The 19,511-nt window shown below is 73.1% G+C and carries 11 protein-coding genes and 9 pseudogenes; 8 read left to right on the top strand and 12 right to left on the bottom strand.

Annotation, left to right across the window (positions count from 1 at the left end):
* Positions 1 to 3 precede the first annotated feature (3 nt).
* Together UG55_RS31510 and UG55_RS02570 are read left to right on the top strand one after the other, a co-directional pair.
* Positions 4 to 175, top strand: a 172-nt coding sequence (locus UG55_RS31510; protein WP_242423668.1) for a hypothetical protein, incomplete at its 3' end; no start/stop codon positions are given.
* Between the two features lie 7 nt (positions 176 to 182).
* A pseudogene (locus tag UG55_RS02570) lies at positions 183 to 2,385 on the top strand (transglutaminaseTgpA domain-containing protein); the annotation flags it as partial.
* A 24-nt stretch (positions 2,386 to 2,409) separates the two neighbouring features.
* Here the strand turns inward: UG55_RS02570 and UG55_RS02575 are convergent.
* The 8 genes and pseudogenes from UG55_RS02575 to UG55_RS02605 form a co-directional block, all read right to left on the bottom strand.
* A complete protein-coding gene (locus UG55_RS02575) occupies positions 2,410 to 2,832 on the bottom strand; it encodes a DUF3040 domain-containing protein (protein ID WP_066062178.1) in 423 nt (140 codons plus the stop codon).
* A gap of 192 nt (positions 2,833 to 3,024) precedes the next feature.
* Positions 3,025 to 3,788 (bottom strand): annotated as a pseudogene (locus UG55_RS31515) (DNA polymerase IV); the annotation flags it as partial.
* 1 nt (position 3,789) lies between these two features.
* Positions 3,790 to 3,988: pseudogene (locus tag UG55_RS31520) on the bottom strand (DNA polymerase IV); the annotation flags it as partial.
* A 1-nt stretch (position 3,989) separates the two neighbouring features.
* Positions 3,990 to 4,278: pseudogene (locus UG55_RS31525) on the bottom strand (DNA polymerase IV); the annotation flags it as partial.
* Between the two features lie 404 nt (positions 4,279 to 4,682).
* Positions 4,683 to 7,995, bottom strand: a pseudogene (locus tag UG55_RS02590) (error-prone DNA polymerase); the annotation flags it as partial.
* On the bottom strand, positions 7,988 to 9,562 hold the full coding sequence (locus tag UG55_RS02595) for a DNA polymerase Y family protein (RefSeq protein ID WP_066062186.1): 1,575 nt from the start codon (positions 9,560 to 9,562) through the stop codon (positions 7,988 to 7,990). The pseudogene UG55_RS02590 and the gene UG55_RS02595, both read right to left, overlap by 8 nt.
* Positions 9,563 to 9,580: 18 nt before the next feature.
* Positions 9,581 to 10,279: a hypothetical protein gene (locus UG55_RS02600; RefSeq protein ID WP_066062189.1), complete on the bottom strand. Its 699-nt coding sequence runs from the start codon at positions 10,277 to 10,279 to the stop codon at positions 9,581 to 9,583.
* Positions 10,270 to 10,941: an SAV_6107 family HEPN domain-containing protein gene (locus tag UG55_RS02605; RefSeq protein WP_242423626.1), complete on the bottom strand. Its 672-nt coding sequence runs from the start codon at positions 10,939 to 10,941 to the stop codon at positions 10,270 to 10,272. Before UG55_RS02605 ends, UG55_RS02600 begins: the two co-directional genes overlap by 10 nt.
* A 299-nt stretch (positions 10,942 to 11,240) precedes the next feature.
* Here UG55_RS02605 and UG55_RS02610 point away from each other — a divergent pair, with 299 nt between their 5' ends.
* The 5 genes and pseudogenes from UG55_RS02610 (at position 11,241) to UG55_RS02630 (ending at position 16,563) form a co-directional block, all read left to right on the top strand.
* Positions 11,241 to 12,077, top strand: coding sequence for a spheroidene monooxygenase (locus UG55_RS02610; RefSeq protein ID WP_242423627.1), 837 nt, complete (start codon positions 11,241 to 11,243; stop codon positions 12,075 to 12,077).
* Between the two features lie 91 nt (positions 12,078 to 12,168).
* Complete coding sequence (locus UG55_RS02615; RefSeq protein ID WP_083986324.1) at positions 12,169 to 12,780, top strand: GNAT family N-acetyltransferase; 612 nt, start codon at positions 12,169 to 12,171, stop codon at positions 12,778 to 12,780.
* Between the two features lie 89 nt (positions 12,781 to 12,869).
* Positions 12,870 to 13,748, top strand: a complete 879-nt coding sequence (locus UG55_RS02620) for a carotenoid biosynthesis protein (protein ID WP_083986360.1) — start codon at positions 12,870 to 12,872, stop codon at positions 13,746 to 13,748.
* Positions 13,749 to 13,840: 92 nt separating this feature from the next.
* Positions 13,841 to 14,503: pseudogene (locus tag UG55_RS31530) on the top strand (glycosyltransferase family 2 protein); the annotation flags it as partial.
* 533 nt (positions 14,504 to 15,036) lie between these two features.
* The gene (locus UG55_RS02630; protein WP_066062192.1) at positions 15,037 to 16,563 is read left to right on the top strand and encodes an NAD(P)/FAD-dependent oxidoreductase; all 1,527 of its coding nucleotides are present in this window, start codon (positions 15,037 to 15,039) and stop codon (positions 16,561 to 16,563) included.
* An 820-nt stretch (positions 16,564 to 17,383) separates the two neighbouring features.
* Here UG55_RS02630 and UG55_RS31535 read toward each other — a convergent pair.
* Positions 17,384 to 17,818, bottom strand: a pseudogene (locus tag UG55_RS31535) (hypothetical protein); the annotation flags it as partial.
* 1 nt (position 17,819) lies between these two features.
* Positions 17,820 to 18,211, bottom strand: a pseudogene (locus UG55_RS31540) (CDP-alcohol phosphatidyltransferase family protein); the annotation flags it as partial.
* Between UG55_RS31540 and UG55_RS02640 the strand changes: the two are divergent.
* Positions 18,174 to 18,425: a hypothetical protein gene (locus tag UG55_RS02640; RefSeq protein ID WP_066062198.1), complete on the top strand. Its 252-nt coding sequence runs from the start codon at positions 18,174 to 18,176 to the stop codon at positions 18,423 to 18,425. The pseudogene UG55_RS31540 and the gene UG55_RS02640 overlap by 38 nt on opposite strands.
* A 136-nt stretch (positions 18,426 to 18,561) precedes the next feature.
* Here the strand turns inward: UG55_RS02640 and UG55_RS31545 are convergent.
* Both UG55_RS31545 and UG55_RS02645 read right to left on the bottom strand, forming a co-directional pair.
* Positions 18,562 to 18,858, bottom strand: a 297-nt coding sequence (locus UG55_RS31545) for a methylenetetrahydrofolate reductase (RefSeq protein WP_242423629.1), incomplete at its 5' end; no start/stop codon positions are given.
* Between the two features lies 1 nt (position 18,859).
* A pseudogene (locus tag UG55_RS02645) lies at positions 18,860 to 19,464 on the bottom strand (methylenetetrahydrofolate reductase); the annotation flags it as partial.
* Positions 19,465 to 19,511 lie beyond the last annotated feature (47 nt).

A 19,511-nucleotide genomic window follows, 5' to 3' on the forward strand; every position in this document is an offset into this window, starting at 1 on the left:
GTCATGTGGTGGCTGCGCCCCGTCCTGCTCGCCACGACGGTCGCCTGCGGCACCGCGATGCTGGGCCGCCTGATCGGCAGGACCATCCGGCACCCCGCGCTGACCGGCTTCTGTCTGAGCACGATCGGTCTGTACGTCACACTGACCGCGGTGGGCGCGCGGGAAACCGCCCCGCNGGGCGNGATCCCGACCCCCGCCACGGTGAAGGCGCTGTACGACCTCATCCTGCCCACCAGGAACGAGGTCAGGCAGCTGGCGGTGCCCGTCCCGGAACGGCCGGGCCTGGTAGTGCTGGTCCTCGCCGCCACCTACCTGGTCGTCATGACCGTCGACCTGCTGGTCGTCGTCGCCGACCGGCCGGCGCTGGCCGGCATCCCGCTGCTCGCGCTGTTCCTCGTTCCGGCGACGATCCTGCCGGCGGGGGTGGGCACGCTGCCGTTCGTGCTGGGCGCCATCGGCTTCGTCGCGCTGATGCTGCTCGACGGCAACCGGATGGTCGCCCGATGGGGCCGCCCGATGGGTGAACGATCACCGAGGCTGATCGCCAGCGGGCTGGGATCACTCGGCGGCCAGATCGCCGCCGGATGCCTGGCGCTCGCGGTGATCGTGCCGCTGGTGGTTCCGTCTCTGGACGGGCGCGGCGTGATCAACGGGGGCAACGGCCTGGGCAGCGGCGAAGGGCGCAGCTCGGCGAGCGTCATCCAGCCGATCGTCTCGCTGTCCCAGCAGATCCACGACGAACGCGAGGTGCCGCTGCTGCGGGTTTCCACGGCCACTCCGCAGTACCTGCGGCTCACCGCCCTGGAGAACTTCGACGGCCAGCGCTTCACCCTGCGCGCGCTGAACGCGACGAAGGACGCCCGGGTGAGCGAGCGCCTGCCCGGCCCGGACACCGACGTCCGCACGGTCCCCGCCGTCGCCACGGTGACGGTGAGCCGCGAGATGGCCGAGCGGTACCTGCCGGTGCCCGGCATCCCCACCAGGTTCGACGGGCTGGTCGGCGACTGGCGCCTCGCCAACCCGACGGGCACGGTGTTCTCCACCCGTACCTCCACCTCGGGGCTGCGCTACACCGTGCACGCCGCGGTTCCCGACCCGACCACCGCGCAGATCGGTGCCGCCTCGGGTCCCGTGCCGGCTTCCATGAACGTCGTGACCGAGCTGCCGACGTCGCTCGACTCCCGGCTGCCCGGGCTGCTCGCCCAGATCACCGCCGATGCCGACACGTACTACAGCAAGGTCGTCGCGATCCAGAACTTCCTGCGCGGCCCGGACTTCACCTACGACCTGACCGGCGCGCCGACCGTCCGGGACGGAGCGCTGGCCGACTTCCTGTTCAACAGCCGGCGCGGCTACTGCGAGCAGTTCGCCTCCGCGATGGCCGTGCTCGTCCGGCTGCTCGGCCTGCCGGCCCGGGTCGCGATCGGGTTCACCCACGGCTCGCTCCAGGACGACGGCACCTGGTTGATCACCAACAAGCAGGCACACGCCTGGCCCGAGGTCTGGTTCCCGAATCTCGGCTGGCTCCCGTTCGAGCCGACCCGCCGGTCCGACGGGAGCACCCCGGCCCCCGACTACGCCCCGTCCGCCGATCCGAACACCCCGTCGGACGTCCCCACGCCCTCCGAAGTCGAAATCGACCCCGAGGAGGTGGTGGAGCCGGTGCCGCTCGTGACACCCGTCCCCGCCGCCGAGGACGCCCAGGACCAGGACCCGCAGACCTCGGCGGGCCAGTCCCCCACCGAGAGCCGGAAGCGCTTCGTCTCACTGGCCTGGCTGCCCTGGGCCGGGCTGGGGGTCGGGATCCTCGCCATCCTGAGCCTTCCGGCGCTGGCCAGAACCATGGTGCGCCGGCGCCGGATGGACCCGGCGGCCCGGAGCCCGCGGGGCCCCGCGTCCGACTCGGTCGAGCGGGTGCACGCGGCTTGGGCGGAGTTGGTCGACGTCGCGGCGGACCTCGGGATCCGGTTGCGCGGGAGCGACTCACCGCGCTCCGGCGCCCAGCGTCTGATCGCCTATCTGGAGGCCGGTCCCGAGGCCGGTTCGGCGGAGGTGCTGGCCGCCAGGGACGCTCTGCTCCGGCTGGCCACAGCCCAGGAACGGGCACGTTATGCCCCTGCGGGCACCGTCACCGACGACCCGGGGCTGCTCGCCGATCTGACGCTGGCCCGCCGTGTGCTGTGGTCCGTGACGCCGCGCGGACGGCGGGCGATGGCCGCCGTGGCACCGCCGTCGGTGCTGCACCGGGTCCTTGACATCCAGGTCGGCGACGCGGTCAGGCGTCTCGGCCCCCGCCGGCAGGAGGAGCGGGAGCCAGCGCTCACCGGCGCGGCCACCGCGGCAGCCGAGCCGGCCGCGGACGGCTCCGACGGTCCCGGGCGCTGACCCGGCCGGCGCCCGGCCGAGGGCTCAGGCGCCGTCCTCCCAGCGGCGGCGCCACCGCTCCTCGACCCGATCCATGAACGACGACCGCGACTGACGCTGCCTGCCGCCGGAGCCGGGCCTGCTCTTCCCGCCCGGTGGTCGACGCCCGGTCTCGTGCGCCCGCCCACTCATCCGCCGCAGATCGGCAGCACCTCTCAGCGCCGCGAACAGCATCATCACGAACCCCAGGATCCCGAGGATCACGGTGAGGGGAACCTGGTTGAGCACGACTCCCACGACGAGGACGACGAGACCGAGGAAGAACACCCCTGCGCTGCGCCGAACCCGCCGGAGCAGGTAGGTCCGGGGGTTCGTCGATCGGACCGTACTCGCGAACTTCGGATCGTCCTCGACGAGAGCGCGCTCGATCTGCTCCAGTAGGCGCTGCTCGTTTTCCGAGAGCGGCATCGACGCTCCTCCCACGACCTTCAGGCCCGCCGGACGGAACCTGACACCCAAGGATAGGCATGCGCGGGGCCGCGGCGGTAGGCAACTCGTCATGCTGTGTCCAAGCTGGTCCGAACCCTGACCGATCAGAGCGATTCGGCGTACTGGGCTCTTGCCCGGGCCAGGGGCGTTCATGCCAGGCCCATCATACGATCATGACAGTTGACGATCATCATCCACCCTCCCGCCGGCCGGTGGCGGAGTCGGCCTCTCCTGGCGCCCACCGGCCGGCCGGACCTGACCGCCGGGGTTGGGGAGCAGGGACGCCGGCCGTACGGAAGCCTCCCCGAACCGCCGCCGCGCCCCGTCCGTGGCCCGGTCCACCTCCGCCCATCCCGACAGCCGGTCATCGAAGGTCAGCTGGTGCCCGACCCGCGACGCCGCGGCCAGCCCGGACACGCGTACCCCCACGAGCCGCACGAGCGGCTGGGAACCGGCCCGCAGCTCATCGAGAAGCTCCTGGGCTGTGTGATGGATCACCCAGGTGACGTCGGTCGGCTCGGCGAGCGTTCGGGCGCGGGTCACCGTCGTGAAGTCGGCGTACCGGACCTTGATCGAGACGTTTCGCGCGACCTGGCCGCCGGCGCGCAGCCGGCCCGCGACCCGGGTGGCGAGCCGCAGCAGCTCGCGCCGCAGCTGTCGCGGATCCGCCAGGTCCACGGGGAAGGTCTCCTCGGCGCCGATGGAGACCTCGGCCCGGTCCGGCTCGACCCGGCGCTCGTCCCGCCCGTGGGCGAGCGCGAGCAGATGATCGGCGGCGCCTGCCCCCAACGCCCGCCGCAGCGTGTCGGGCGGCGTTCGCGCGATGTCGCCGATGGTCCGCAGTCCGAGCCCGGCGAGGGTCTCCTCGGTGCGCGGCCCCACTCCCCAGAGCGCCGAGGTCGGCAGGGGATGCAGAAAGTCGAGGACCTCGTCCGNGGATACCACCAGCAGCCCGTCCGGCTTGCAGCGAGCCGACGCGATCTTGGCGAGGAACATCGACGGCGCCACCCCGACCGAGCAGGTCAACCCGTGCTCGGCGACGATCCGTGCCCGGATGGTCCGAGCGATCTCCACCGCTCCGCCGAACAGCCGCCGACCACCGCCCACGTCGAGGAACGCCTCGTCCAGGGAGATCNGGGCGACGAGCGGCGTCATGTCCCGGAACACAGCCATGATCGCTCGCGAGGTCTCACGGTATCTCTGGTGATCGGCCGGGACGACGACCGCGTGCGGGCACAATCCGCGGGCCCGAGCCATCGGCATGGCACTGCGCACCCCGTAGGCACGAGCCTCGTACGTCGCGGACAGCACCACCCCGCGGGCGCCTCCCCCGACTATCACCGGACGCCCTCGCAGCTCGGGGGCGTCGCGTACCGCGATCGCGGCATAGAAGGCATCCATGTCGACGTGCAGGATCCGGCCCATCTCCGCCCGCCCCGGCGGCTGGTCCGCCGCGGCCCTCACCGCATGCCTCGCTCCCTCACCGTTGTCGGGGCAGCAGCAGGCCGATGACGAGACCGACGGCGAGGCTGCCCGCCGACAGCCCGGCCAGCCGCCTCAACCAGAGATTCCGTTGCCGCGCCCTGGGCGGCCTGCCCCCGACCTTTGTTCGCGGAGCGAGGTCCGTTCGCGGCGTGCCTGCCCGCCGTGCGCTCCCACCAGCAACCAACACTGGGCATCACCACTCTCAGTAATCACCCCACCCAAGAAGGTAACCGATGGTGACCGAGACGGGGGTCGGACGCAAGGGCTGTGCCCTCACCGGAAGTCCCTGGACTGTGGCCCCACCGCCAGCGGCAGCAGGCGCAGGCTCTCAGCGATCACGTTCNCCGCACCCTGCGCACTCTCCAGCCTGCCGCGCACGATCAGCGCCGCCGCCGATCCCGCCACCGACCGGTACCTGGCCCACACGCCACGAGAACAGATGACGTTCACCAGCCCGGTTTCGTCCTCGAGGCTCACGAAGGTCGTACCCCCCGCGGTCTGCGGGCGTTGGCGATGCGTCACCACCCCGGCGACGAGAACCCGCCGGCCCGACTCAAGATCCCGCAGTCGTCGCGCGACCACCACCCCCATCTCATCCAGCCGGCAGCGGACGATCTCGGTGGGATAGCAGCCCGGAGTTATCCCGGTTGCCCACAGGTCGGCGACGACGGTCTCCGCCTCGCTCATCCCGGGCAGCACGGTGGCCACCGCCGAGACGTCAGCACCGAACACCATGCCCGCCAGCCGGTCCGGACGGGCCTGGGCGACCGCCCCCGCGGCCCACAGCGCCTCCCGCCGGGCCAGCCCGAAACAGTCGAAGGCCCCGGCTGTCGCAAGCGCCTCGATCTGCTCGGCCCGCAGCCCGACCCGACGCACCAGATCACTCATGTCCTGGTAGGGACCGTGCGCGTCACGTTCGGCCACGATCCGCTCGGCTGCCTGGTCGCCGAGCCGGCGCACCCCGGCCAGACCGAGCCGGACGGCGGCCGGCGAGCCGGTCAGCCGCGCGCCCGCCGCGGAGGCGTTGAGATCCGGCCCGTGCACGACGACCCCGTGCCGGCGTGCGTCGGCGACCAGGCTCTGCGGTGAGTAGAACCCCATCGGCTGCGCATTGAGCAACGCGGCGCAGAAGGCGGCAGGATAATACAGTTTTATCCAGGAGCTGGCATAGACGAGAAACGCGAAACTCACGGAGTGGCTCTCCGGGAAGCCGAAGCTCGCGAACGCGACGAGTTTGGCGTACAGGTCGTCGGCCGTCTCGCCGGTGATCCCGTTCGCCGCCATTCCCTCGTAGAGGCGGGCCCGCAGTCTGTCGATGCGCTCGGTCGCGCGCCGGGAACCCATGGCCCGGCGGAGCTGGTCGGCCTCGGCGGGAGTGAAGCCCGCGATGTCGATCGCCATCTGCATGAGCTGCTCCTGGAACAGCGGCACCCCGAGCGTCTTCTCCAGCGAACGCCGCAACAGCGGATGCGGGTAGACCACCTCCTCCGCCCCGCTGCGCCGCCGGATGTACGGATGCACCGAGCCGCCCTGGATGGGTCCCGGCCGGATGAGCGCGACCTCGACGACCAGGTCGTAGAACCGCCGTGGGCGCAGCCGGGGCAGGGTCGACATCTGCGCGCGGCTTTCCACCTGGAAGACCCCGACGGAGTCGGCCGCGCACAGCATGTCGTACACCGCCGGATCCTCCGGCGGTATCGAAGCGAGATCGAGATGCCGGCCGTGGTGGGCACGGATGAGGTCGAAGGCACCATGCAGCATCGACAACATGCCCAGACCCAGCAGATCGAACTTGACCAGCCCGGCGGCGGCGCAGTCGTCCTTGTCCCACTGCACCACCGTGCGCCCCGGCATCCGGGCCCACTCGACCGGAACCACCTCGGCGACCGGCCGGTCACAGATGACCATTCCACCGGAGTGGATTCCCAGATGCCGGGGAAACCCGAGGAGCTGATCCGCCAGCTCCAGCACCTCCGCGGGGATCCCCGAGTCCGCGGAGCTTCCCGCGGAGGCGTCGACGGCGCCGGTCTCCGTGGCCCGGCCGCCGCCCGACCGCCGGCCGCCGCCCCGCCCGCCAGCTTCCTCGGGCCGACCGGCGGTCGGCAGGACCCGCCGGTCGATCCGCCGCGACCAGGCATCCTGCTGGCCGGCCGAGAACCCCAGGGCACGCGCGACGTCACGCACCGCGGACCGAGGTCGATATGTGATCACATTCGCCACCTGCGCGGCCCGGTCCCGGCCGTAACGCCCGTAGACGTACTGGATGACCTCCTCCCGGCGCCCTGACTCGATGTCGACGTCAATATCGGGAGGGCCTTCGCGCTCGGGCGCGAGAAAACGCTCGAACAGCAGGCCGTAGGACACCGCGTCCACATTGGTGATACCGAGCGCGTAACAGACCGCCGAGTTCGCCGCCGACCCGCGCCCCTGACAGAGGATCTCGTTCTCCCGGCAGAATTCGACAATGTCGTGGACGATCAGGAAGTAGCCGGGAAATCCCAGCTGCTCGATCATCCTGAGTTCGTGCACAAGCTGGTCGTAGGCCCCCGCGACCCGCTCGGCGTGCGACGGGCCGTACCGGCGGGCGGCTCCCTGCATGGTCAGCAGCCGTAGCCAGCTCGCCTCGTCGTGCCCGGGCGGGACGGGAAAGTCCGGCAGGCGCGGCGCGACGAGGTCGAGGCCGAACGCGCACTCCGCACCGATCCGAGCAGCGGCGTCGACCGCCCCCGGGTAGCGCCCGAACCGGGTGCTCATCTCGGCACCGGACCGCAGATGGGCCGTGCCGGCCGCGGGCAGCCAGCCCTCCATCTCGTCCAGGGACCGCCGCGCCCGCACCGCGGACATGGCCGCCGCCAGCCGTGCCGATGCCGGGGTGGCGTAATGGACGTTCCCGGAGGCGACGACCGGCAGCCCGGCCTCCCGCGCGAGCGCGGCCAGGGCGTCGTTGCGGTCGGAGTCGAGCGGGGCCGCGTGATCCCACAGCTCGACGGCGACGTTCTCCCGGCCGAACAGGGCCACCAGTTCGTCGAGCGCGGTGCGGGCGGCGGCCATCCCCGGAAAGCCGCCGGGAGCGGGGCCGCCCCGCACCGCCTCCCCCGTGCCCTGGCCTCCCGCGGACAGCGCACGGGGGACCGCGCCCTTGCGGCACCCGGTCAGCACCTGCCAGTGCCCACCGCTGGCCGCCGCGAACGCCTCCAGCTCCGCCACCAGGACGCCCTTCTCCCCACCGGCCAGGTGCGCGTCGGATACCGCCCGGGACAACCTGCGGTAGCCCTCGGCATCGCGGGCGAGGATGACGAGATGGGTCGCGCCGGGATCCGGGTCCCCGCTGCGGGCGACCGTGGAACCGAACGAGACCTCCGTGCCGAACACCGTGGGCAGACCCGCCTCCACCGCCGCCTCCGCGAACCGGACAATGCCGTACATGCCGTCATGATCGGTGAGCGCAAGTGCGGACAGGCCCAGCCGGACAGCTTCCGCAACCAGGTCCTCGGGCTGGCTGGCACCGTCCAGGAAGCTGAAGGCCGAATGGCAGTGCAGTTCCGCGTAGGGAACGACCGGCACCGACGACGGCGGGGGCCGCCGGCTCACCGTCGCGTCACTCCGTATCTCCCCATCTCCACCGGCCAACGAGGATCCGTGCCGCCTCTCAGTCATAGGCGGCCTCCAGCCACCAGCGCCCGATCTCCACGAACAGCAACGACGCCGATCCGTCGGCCGCCACCACCTGGAACCGGGCCCGCCGGCGGCCGGCCGCGTCCCACCACCGCTCGTCCACCGGCCACGGACCCGCCCAGCCCGTGATCCGGAGGGGTGCGGCCCCGCCGACCGAAAGCCATGCCGGCGGGGCCGTCACCGCGCAGCGCCCACTGACACCGACGGGTTCCCCGCCCTCGTCGAGGACGAGGGCGGGCAGGGGCTCGTCGTGAACCGTGGCCGGTGCGGGTGGTGGGACCGCGCCCGGCCAGGGCGGGACGATCTCCCCTCCGGCCCCGCCCGAGGCACCCGCCCGCCCGCGGGACCCACCGTTCTCCGCACCATCCCGGGGCTCACCCCAGGCAGCCAGCCGCACCCGCCGAGCCGGATCCCGCCCACCCACGACCACCGGCGTGGTGACCGCGTCCGGACCGAGCAACCCCTGGATGCGGGTCAGTGCCCGCCCCACCCGGCCGGCGGCGGCCCCGGGCTCACCCCAGAGCCCGAGCTGACGGCCATCCCCAGGTAGAAGCCCCTCCGGGGTGAGCCGCACGAGGACCAACCCGGAGGTCGGCTCCCCCTCCCGCCCGGTGCCGGCCAGCCACCCGTCGAGCTGCCAGCGGACCCGATCGGTGATGACGGACACGGACAGCGGGCCGTCATGCCGCCAGACCCGCCGCCGTCGCTCCCCGTGTTCCGTCTCCGCCTCGACAACGATCCGCGTACAGGCGAGGCCCCGGTCGCGCAGCTGCTCATGAGCTTCCTCGGCCAGGCGGCGCGCCGCGAAGACCGCCTGCTCCACATGTTCCACCGGCGGCTCGAACCTCACGGCCACGCTCAGATCGAGCGGCTGTTCGCGGGGCAGGAGCGGACGCTCGTCCTCCCCGCTGGCGAGGCCGTGAGCCAGGGCACCGGCCGGGCCGAAGCGCGCCAGGACGTCGGCCGCCGGCAGCCTGGCGAAGGCACCAAGAGTCACCAGACCGAGCCTGCGCAGGACGTCGGCCAGTTCGGGCTGGTCGAGCAGATCCACCGACAGCGGAGCAAGGAAGTCCGGGGTACCGCCGGGCGGAACGACCTGGTCCGCCCGGGCGGCCACCAGCGCGGCGAACGGGCCGTCAGCGACCCCGACCCGGACGACCGCGTGGAGGCCCGCCCGCGCAAGGCAGGCCTCGACCGCGCCGCGCACCTGGGCGGCCACCACCCCGTCCCCACCGAAGTAGCGGGCGGCGCCACGCGACCGGACGAGGCAGTTACCAGGCTCTGTCACCTCCACGCCGGGAACCACGGTCTCAACCGCCGCCACGATCGGTTCGAAGACACGGGCGTCCCGGTCGGGGTCGGCGGGAACCAGAACCAGCTCGGGGCAGCGGGCCTGCGCCTCCCTTCGGCGCAGCCCCGGGTGCACCCCCTGGGCCCGGGCCGTCGCACCCGCGCTGCGGACCTGGTTGGCGGCGAGGACGGCCACGGCGGCGTTCGGTTCCTCGCCACTCGCCACAACCGGCCAGTCGGGGATGTGCACCGCGAGCATTCGGGTCGGCACGGTGTCTCACCTTCCCCCGGCGGCCATCGGCAGCACCGCGACCGTCTCCGCCAGCTCCGCGGGTACTTCCGGCAGCGCCGGCCCGGTCAGGTGCCCCGGCCCCGCCAGCCACACCTGCCGTGGGCGACTGGCCGCCCCCCGGCCCTCCACCCGGACCAGGGCGCTGTGGTTCCCCAGCCGCCCATGCCCCTGCCCCAGCCCGTCCCAGCGCCGGGCGACGACCGACAGCCGCAGGTCGGGCGCATCCCATTCACCCACCACCAGCAGCACGGCGCCCCGCTCCCGCGCCCGGGCGGCGAGCCGGCGGCCTTCCGTGCCACGCCCGCCAGGCGGGGGACGCAGAACCACGACATCCACGGCGTCGAGCAGGGCCGCGACGACCACCGGCCACCGCGGCCCGGGATCAGCCACCACGGCCAGCCGCTCCGGCACGACCCCCGCCTCGACAGCGGCCAGCATGCCCAGCGACCGAAAACCCACCACTCCGCACCAGGCGCCTGCCTGCGAAGGCGTGGCCAGCAACGTCAACAACAGCGAGGACGACCCGGCGACGCTGACCGTCGTACCCCGCCGCAGACCCCCGGCGGGCAACACCCGGGCCAACGCCGGCAGCACGGGCAGGAGCCGCTCCCCGTCCTCACCGACCCGCCCCAGCGGACGGGCCGCCGAGTGGGCCACTGTCTGCCGCAGCGTGCTCAACGCCACGTCCATACCTCGGTCGATTCGGGTCGGGTCAGGGAGGGCTGGGAGGGCACGCCGAGCGCGGCCTCGACGATCCCGAGGAAAAGCTCCGCCTGGCGGACGAGGTCGTCGGCGTCCCTGCTGGTCACGACGGCGAGCCCCGCCTCGGCAGCCGCCCGGCGGCCGGCGCCCGCGGCAAAGAACGCCGCCCACTCCTGGAGTTCCGGAGCCACCACGGCGAGCAGCTGCCAGGCACTCGCAGGGCGCCCCCGGTGACCGGGACGAGGCTGGGCGCGGGCCGCGAGAACAGCGGCCGCGGCACGCAGGGCGGCGAGATGCGCCAGCGCGTAGCGCTCGCCCGACCGACTGGCGAAGGCAGCCTCGGCCAGCCCTCGCCGGGCCGAGGCGAGAAGCTCGTCCCGGGAGCGGCGTGGCAGCCCGGCGGCGGGAAGCATGGTCCTGCCGCCGGGCTGCCCGGAAGTCTCGCCACGAGCGGCGGTGTTCTCCCGGAGAGCCGCCGGGGCACCGACCTGGCCCCGCCGGGCAACGGCATCGGCCTGGCTCGCCGCGGCGCCGAAAGCCGCCGCGTCCCGCTCCGCGCACTGGCAGTGCCGGGCGCTCTGACCATCATGCTGGTCACTGACCGCCCCGAGTTCCCTGACGATGTTCCGCCGAACCGCGATCACTGGGATCACCTCTCCCGTACCGACCCGTCCCAACGACCAGTCCTGCCGACCGATCCCGCTGACCGACTGAGGCGCCCGGCCAGCCGAGGTGCCTGACCCGCCGAGGTGTTGACCGCCTGAGGCCTCAGCCTGCCCTCGACACCATCATCGAACGCATGTTCGAATATAGTAGTGACCCAACGGATCGTCAACCGCCGGCACGCCACACCAACGGGGGCCCGGCCCCCGACCGGCCGGCAGGATTCAGTCAGACGCGCACCGGCGGAACAGCCGGCGCCGGCGCAGGAGGAAGATCGGGCATGTACGTCACCTTCGACCTCTGGCACGTCCCGCGGCGGGCCGCGGCCCGGGCGGCGGCCCGCATGGCGCTCGACCGCCCACGGCTGCGTCGGGCGTCCGGGCTGACCTTCAGCCGGCTGTTGGGAACCGGCACCGGCCGTCGCTTCACCCCCCTCGACGCCGACCCGTCCCGGTGGGCCCTGCTGTCCGTGTGGGACACCCCCGCGGCGGCGCGGAACTTCGAACGTTCGACGACGATCCGGGCCTGGGCCCGCCTCGCGGACGAACGATGGCGGGTCGACCTACGCCCGGTGGCTGCCCGCGGGCGGTGGTCGGGGCACGCGCCGTTCGGGGTGCCTGCCGACGTCGACGCACGTCACCCGATCGCGGATGACCACGGACGGGCACCGGTGGTGGCCATCACCCGGGCGCGGCTCACCCCGCGGCGAGCGGTGGCCTTCTGGCACGCCGTCCCGCCGGTGGCGGCCGAGCTGCGGGGCGCCGACGGGCTGCTGTTCACCACCGGTATCGGCGAGGCCCCGATCGGCTATCAGGGCACCTTCAGCATGTGGCGGGACGGTCATGCTCTGCGCGCATTCGCCTACCAGGGGCAGGCCCACGCGGCGGTGGTCCGGCGAACCCCCCGGGAGCGCTGGTACGCGGAGGAGCTGTTCGCCCGCTTTGTCGTGCTCGGCTCGCACGGAACGGTCCGCGGGGTGGATCCCTGCGAGGCTCGGCGCCCGACCGCGGTACACACCGACGACCGCCGGCGAATCAGGGACGGACAGCAAGCCGGCGGAAGGCAGCGGACGGAAGGTTCGGGCACGGCCGACGCCGGAGTTGCCGGGGCGCAATAGCACTGTTCGCCAGATCGGTCCCCGCCGACGGGCAGCGAGCGTCCGCAGCGCGTTATCGTCGGATGGCCCGGTGCGACAGGAGGCGAGGCTCGTGACCGACGTCCGGATCGTGCGGTGGTCACCGGCTCGGATGCGGGCTCGAATCGACGACGTCATCGCCGTCTACAAGGCCGCTTTCCTCGACGAACACGAGGACGACCCGGTGCGGGCGGCGCGCGACCGCCTGACGCACGCGCGGCGCCACTTCGACCGGCATGACCTGCGCGCCGTCGTCGCGGTGACGCCCGACGACCGGATCGTCGGCATGACCTACGGGCTGCCCGGCAAGGTGGGGCAGTGGTGGCACGACGTCGTCGCCGCCGCGCTCGCGCCGGATGACGCGGCCCGCTGGCTGGCCGACTGCATGGAGGTGGTCGAGCTGCACGTTCTGCCCGGTTACCAGGGCCGCCGGATCGGCCGCGACCTGCTTCAGGAACTGCTGCGGGACGTCCCGCACCGCACGGCCGCGCTGTCCGCACTCGAACTGCCCGGCAGCCGAGCCCGCCGGCTGTACGCCAGCGAGGGCTTCGTGCCGTTGCTGTCGCACTTCAAGTTTCCCGGCAGTTCCACGGAGTACGCCGTGCTCGGCAAGGAGCTGACCGGTCCGGCCGGCCCGACCGCGCGCCGGCACACCGCCACCGGCCAGCCGGCCCAGGTTCCGTGAGCCGGTCGGTGCCGACCGGCGCCGACCCAGCCAGTACCGACCCAGCCAGTGCCGACCCGGCCGGCGGCCGACTGCCAGCGACCAGCACGCTGCTGCCCTGGCTCGCGACCGCTGCGACCATCGGGCTGCAGATCTCCTACCCGCTGACCTCCGGCGAGCAACGGGCAGCCGTCACGGTGCTGGCGGTGCTGGCCTTCTTCACCGCGTCGGTGGCGGCCGCGGCCGCGGCGCAGGGACCTCGCCGGGCGGCGGGAGCGGCGGCCGTGGCCGGCGGTATCGGTCTGGCCGCCGAATCGGTGGGGGTCCACACCGGCTGGCCCTTCGGGGACTACTCCTATGGTTCCGCGCTCGGCCCGAAGCTGGCCGGAGTCCCGGTCGTGGTGCCGCTCGCCTGGACGATGATGGGGCTGCCCGCGCTGGCGCTCGGCCGCCGCTGTGCCGCCGTCCTCGGCGACCGCCCGCCCGCGGCCCCCCAGCCCGCGCCCCGGCGGGCGGCGGCCAGGCGGGCGGCGACCAGGCGGGCGGCGGCCAGGCGATGGGCGGTGACAGCCCTGGTCGGCGGTGCCACGCTCACCGCCTGGGACCTCTTCCTCGACCCCCAGATGGTCGCCGAGGGCTACTGGTCGTGGGCGTCCGGGAAGCCCACCCTCAACGGCATCCCGGTGAGCAACGCGGCTGGATGGCTGCTCGTGGGCACCGTGGTCACGGGAGCACTCGCGGCCCTGCCCGAGCACCCGACGCGGCACCCGCGCCCGCGTCCGCGCGTGCCTCACCCCGACGATCGGGTACCGATGGTGCTGCTCGGCTGGACCTGTTTCTCCTCGGTGCTGGCCAACCTGGCGTTCTTCGGCCGCCCGGGAGTCGCCGTGGCGGGCGGGCTGGCGATGGGCGCGGTCCTCGGCGGCAGCGTTCTCCTGGAGCGCCGATGCGGCGTCCGGAGCGGTGGCCTGGCACGCTCTGGGGCGTGAGCAAAGGCCGGCGCCCGGTCAGGTGGACCGCGATGAGGACCATGGCCCAGGGGACGGCACGAACGACGGGGAGGACCACGGCGAGGGCCGCGATGCGTTCCGGTGCGGTCGGCGCGGCGGTCGTCGCCGTGCACACCGCGGTGAACGCGAGGCTGCTGCGCGCCCCAGCCGACCACGCCCCCGTCCGAGAACGCGTCAGCGTGGTGTTGCCGGTACGCGACGAGGCCGATCGGATCCACACCTGCGTGACGGCGTTGCTCGGCTCCCGGGACGTCCTCGACCTGGAGGTCCTCGTCTACGACGATCACTCGTCGGACGGAACGGGCGCGATCCTGCGGCGGATGGCCGCCCGGGATCTCCGCCTGCGGGTCCTGACCGGGCCCGAGCCCGGCCCCGGTTGGCTGGGCAAACCGCACGCCTGCGCGCAGGCCGCCCGCCACGCCACCGGGACGGTGCTGGTCTTCGTCGACGCCGACGTGACCGTCACGCCGCATGGTCTCGCCCGTGCCGTGGGCCTGTTGCGCCGCACAGGACTGGATCTGGTCTCGCCCTACCCCCGCCAGGTCGCCGTCACGGCGGCGGAGCGTCTCGTCCAACCGTTGTTGCAGTGGTCCTGGCTGGCCCTGCTGCCGCTGCGGGCCGCCGAGCGCTCCGCCCGGCCGTCGTTGGCCGCGGCCAACGGCCAGTTTCTCTGCGTGGATGCCGCGGCCTACGAGCGGGCCGGTGGGCACTCGGCCGTGCGCGGTGCGGTGCTCGACGACCTGGCTCTGCTGCGCGCCGTCAAGCGCTCGGGCGGGCGGGGCGTGGTGGCCGACGGTACCGACCTGGCGGTCACCTGGATGTACGACGGCTGGCAACCGCTTCGGGACGGATATGCCAAGTCGCTGTGGGCCGCGGGCGGCGACCCGGCGGCCAGCGCGGGGCAGTTGGCCCTGCTGGGCTGGCTTTTCGTCGCGCCGGCGGTTGCCGCCGCCCGCGGCTCGCGCGTCGGGCTCGCCGGCTACCTGGCCGGCGTCGCGAGCCGGGTCGTCGCCGCGCGGCGGACCGGCGGGCGGTGCTGGCCCGACCCGGTGGCCCACCCGCTTTCGGTGTTCCTGCTCGGCCAGCTCACCGTGCTGTCATGGTGGCGGCACCGGCGCGGCACCGCCCGCTGGAAGGGACGTCCACTGCCCACAGCGACCACCGTGCCCACAGCGACCACAGTGCCCACAGCGACCACCGTGCCCACCTCGACCACAGTGACAACGGCGGGCACCGCTGACGGTGCGCCGTGCATAGGGTCGCGACCATGGCATCGGTCGTCGTGGTCGGAGCGGGAGTGGGCGGACTCGCCGCCGCGGCACGACTCGCCGCCGCGGGGCATCGGGTCACCGTCTGCGAGGCCGCGGACCGGGTCGGCGGCAAGCTCGGCTGGTACGAGCGTGCCGGCTACGGGTTCGACACCGGACCGTCCCTGCTGACCATGCCCGAGGTCTTCGAGGACCTGTTCGCCGCCACCGGCGGCCCGCTCGCCGACGCGGTGACGCTGCGCCGTCTGGATCCGATCGCCCGCTACCGGTTCGCCGACGGCACCGTCCTGGACGCGCATGCCGACGAGACGGCCTTCCTGGCCGAGCTGGACGCGCGCCTCGGTCCCGGGTCCGGGAACCAGTGGCGCCGCCTGGACGAGCGTGCCCGGCGCGTCTGGGCTGTGTCCGAGCGGCCGTTCCTGCGCAACCCGGTCTCCCCGCTGGCGCTGGCGGCGCTGGCCGCGCGCCGGCCGGGAGCACTGGCAACCGTCGCGCCCGGCGCGAGCCTGCGCGGGCTCGGCCGCCGTCATCTCCGGGACCCGCGGCTACGCATGATGCTGGACCGTTACGCGACCTACACCGGCTCCGACCCGCGACGCGCGCCGGCCGCTCTGGTGACTGTGCCGCATGTGGAACGCCGGTTCGGCGGTTGGTACATCCAGGGCGGGCTGCGCCTGCTCGGGCAGGCGATCGCCGACCGGGCGGCGGAGCACGGCGCGGTGATCCGCACCGGTACCCCGGTCGCTCGGATCAGCCGCAGCCCCGGCGGGCGGGTGGACGGCGTCCGGCTCACCGACGGGGTCCGGCTGCCGGCCGACCTCGTCGTTTCGGATGTCGACGCCACCCGCCTCTACGACGGTGCGCCGGCCGACCGGGCCGACCGGAAGGGCATCCGCCCGCTGGTCGACCATCCGGCCAGCCGCCGGCGGGTCCGGCGGCTGGCACCGTCGCTGTCGGGCTTCGTCCTGCTACTGGCCCTGCGCGGGCGCACGCCGGGAATGTCCCATCACACCGTGCTCTTCCCCGCCGACTACGACGCCGAGTTCGACGCGGTCTTCGGTGGGCGGCTCTCGTGGGACCCAACCGTCTATATGGCGGCCCCAGACGACCCGGCGACGGCGCCGCCCGGTGACGAGGCATGGTTCGTACTCGTGAACGCCAGCCCGCACCGACCGGGCATGCGGACGGGACCGGGTAGTGGCCTGGACTGGGATCGCCCTGGGCTCGTCGACACCTACGCCCGACGGATCCTCGACCTGCTGGCGGCGCGAGGGTTCGACGTCCGCGCCCGGCTGCGCTGGTACCAGGCGATCTCGCCCGCGGATCTCGCCCGCCGGACGGGCGCGCCCGGCGGTTCCATCTACGGCGTGTCCTCCAACGGGCCCAGGTCGGCCTTTCTGCGGCCCCGCAACCGCTCCCCCGTTCCGGGGCTGTTCCTGGTGGGCGGCTCCGCCCACCCCGGCGGAGGGCTGCCGTTGGTCACCCTGTCCGCCGAGATCGTGGCCGGCATGGTCGGCCCGGCCTAGAGGCGATTTCTCGTGGATCAAGGTCGGGTGGTTCGCTTCGGGTGGTCCGCCGGGTGCCTGACCGTAGGCCGTGGTGAGGGTGGCCGGCCCGAGGCCTCGGTGACAGAACTGTCTGATCGGACGGGGAACCCCTGGTGCCGAGCCGGGTCGCGTGGCCCGACGAGCGACCTCCCCGGGCCGGAAGCGGGACACCACCGCCCCGCCCGCCCCGACGTCCACCGCCCACCCGCGAGCACCTCGGCCCACGGCGGCCCGGCCGGCGCACGACCACCGGGCCACCGCACCCGACAGAACCCGCCAGAACCCGCCAGAACCCGCCGCAACGCCACCACCAGGGCTTTCAGAACCCGCACAGGCCCCGCAACAGCCCCCGCCCACCCCCGCGCCGCCCGCCCGCGAATGTTCGCCGACAGCGACTGAAGAGCTTGTTGTGTCTCCGCTCCCGGCGGGGTTGCACCTCATCCACGACCGGGGGTGTCAACACCTCTCCCGATGAGACACGCAGAGCTCTTCAGTTGCCGCGTCGCCACACCCGCGCCACCACCCGAAACGCTGACCGCCACCGTCAGATCACCGAAAGCACCCACCAGACCCCGTTACGTCAAGCACCCACCNACCCGCCCCCGCCCGCTGAGTCCCTCGGCCCGGCATGGGGTCACGCGACGAACCGACCAGCAAGATCCATGCCGCGGTCGGCCGGAAGGATCCATCCCGCTGTCGGTGGTACTGACCGCCGGCCAGTCAACGACTCGACCCAGTTCGTGCAGGTTCGCGGACAGCTCGCAAACAGGACCAGCAGGGCGCTGGGCGGGCAGTCGGGTCAGCACCCAGGCGGAGAACCCCCGGTCCCCCCGGGACCGGGGGGACCGGTAGGACCGGGGGGACCGGTAGGACCGGTAGGACCGGCGGCCAGCAGCTCCCCCCGCACCGAGACGAGATACTGGACGAGCCCGACCGCGCAGACCACCAGCGTGGCCGCTGCGCCCAGCCCCGCGGCCGTTGCCGCCCGGGCCGGTGCGAGCCCGGCCGACGCGAGCGCCACCGCGGCGAGAATGATCCTGGTCGGGCGCTCCCCCACCGTCACGGCACCGATCTCGCCGTGGCCGGCTCCGGCCGCCCGGGCGCGCAGGTACTCCAGCATCATCAGCGCGGCGCCGGCGGCGACGACAAGACCGCCCGGCGCGCCGACCAGCCACAGCGCGATCAGGTATCCACCGTCACAGACCCGGTCGGTGGCCGAGTCGAGCACGTAGCCNCACCCCGTCACCCGGCGCCGGAGGATGGCCACCGCCCCGTCGAGGTTGTCCAGCACCCCGCTGAGGACCACGACGAGGGGGCAGACCAGCACCCAACGGCCCCCCGCCCATGCGGCGGGTATCACCGGCGCGGCGGCGGCCACGGTCGCCGCAGTCACCACGCCCGGCGCGACGCCGGCGGCGGCGAGGGGCCTGGCCAGGCGATATGTGAACCCGAGCCAGAATCGGATCATGGCCGCACCGGTGCGCGGATCGTAACCACCGTGCAGTGCGGCCCATTCGACCAGGTAGGTGTCTCGGTCAGGGACAGGCAAACTCACGCCGCCCATCGTGCCCGCGCCGTAGAGTTCCGTCGTGGTATCCGACCAGCCGACCGGTGTCGTTGAGTCCATCGAGGATTTGGACCCGGATCATGTTTTCAGTCCCCATCGCGACCAGGTGATCCTCGCCGTGCGTATCACTCCGGTCTTCAACACTCTCGATCTCGGTCTGGTCACCGCCGTGGTCGACGCGGCGAACCACGCGGGATTTGCTCTCGTGCGGGAACAGACGTTCCGCGACGAATGGCTGCTCTGCGTTTTCGACGCCTACGAGGAGCAGGACTGAACCCGGCTGCGGGCACCCCGCGCCGCCCGCGGCGACCAGCCGCCCACCCGCTCCCACCCGCGACGACCGGCCCAGCGGCGGCTGGTCAGAGCGGGCTTCACCGGCTCCCGCCCCACCGGAACCCGGCCGGCGGGCGTCAGTCGGTGAGCGCCTTGTAGATCTCACGCGTCGCGGCGGACCGGTTCAGCGTGATGAAGTGGATCCCGGGAGCCCCGCCGGCGAGCAGCCGTTCGGAGAGCTCGGTGGCCACCTCGATGCCGATCGCGCGGACAGCCGCGGGATCATCGGCGACGGCCCGCAGCCGCACAGCGAGATCAGCGGGGAAATCCGCGCCGGACAGCTGAGCCATTCGCTCGATCTGCGCGACATTGGTGACCGGCATGACACCCGGGATGATCGGTGCGTCACAGCCCAGTCGCCGAACGCGTTCCACNAGCCGGAAATAGTCGTCGGCCCCGAAGAAGAACTGGGTGATCGCGAAATCCGCCCCGGCGTCGAGCTTTCGCACCAGGAAACGCGCGTCGGTCTCCAGATCGGGCGAACGGGGGTGCTTGTCGGGGAAGGCGGCGACCCCGACGCAGAAGTCCCCGAGCGAGCGGACCAGCCGGACGAGGTCCTCGGCGTGCCCGAGGCCTTCGGGGTGGCGCACCCAGTCCGCCTGCGGGTCACCCGGGGGGTCGCCGCGCAGCGCCAGGACGTTGCGAACTCCGGCGCCGGCATAGCTTCCGATGACCTGACGCAGTTCGGCCACGGAGTGGTTCACCGCGGTGAGGTGCCCGATCGGCGTCAGTGTCGTGTCCGTGGCGATCCGCTCGGTGACCCGGATGGTCCCGTCCCGGGTCGAGCCGCCGGCACCGTAGGTGACCGACACGAAGGTCGGTTGCAGAGCCTCGACCTCGCGCAGCGCGGTCCACAGCTGCCGCTCGCCCTCGGCCGTCTTCGGCGGGAAGAACTCGAAGGAGAACGAGGTGCGCCCGGACTCCAGGCACTCCGCCACCGTTCTGCTCGTCATCCGCGCCGCGTTCCCGACCGCCGTCATGAGAGGAACCCCGTCATGCAGACGAGCGTAGCCCGGATGTGATCCAT

This window comes from Frankia sp. EI5c (genome assembly GCF_001636565.1).
Lineage (GTDB): Bacteria > Actinomycetota > Actinomycetes > Frankiales > Frankiaceae > Parafrankia.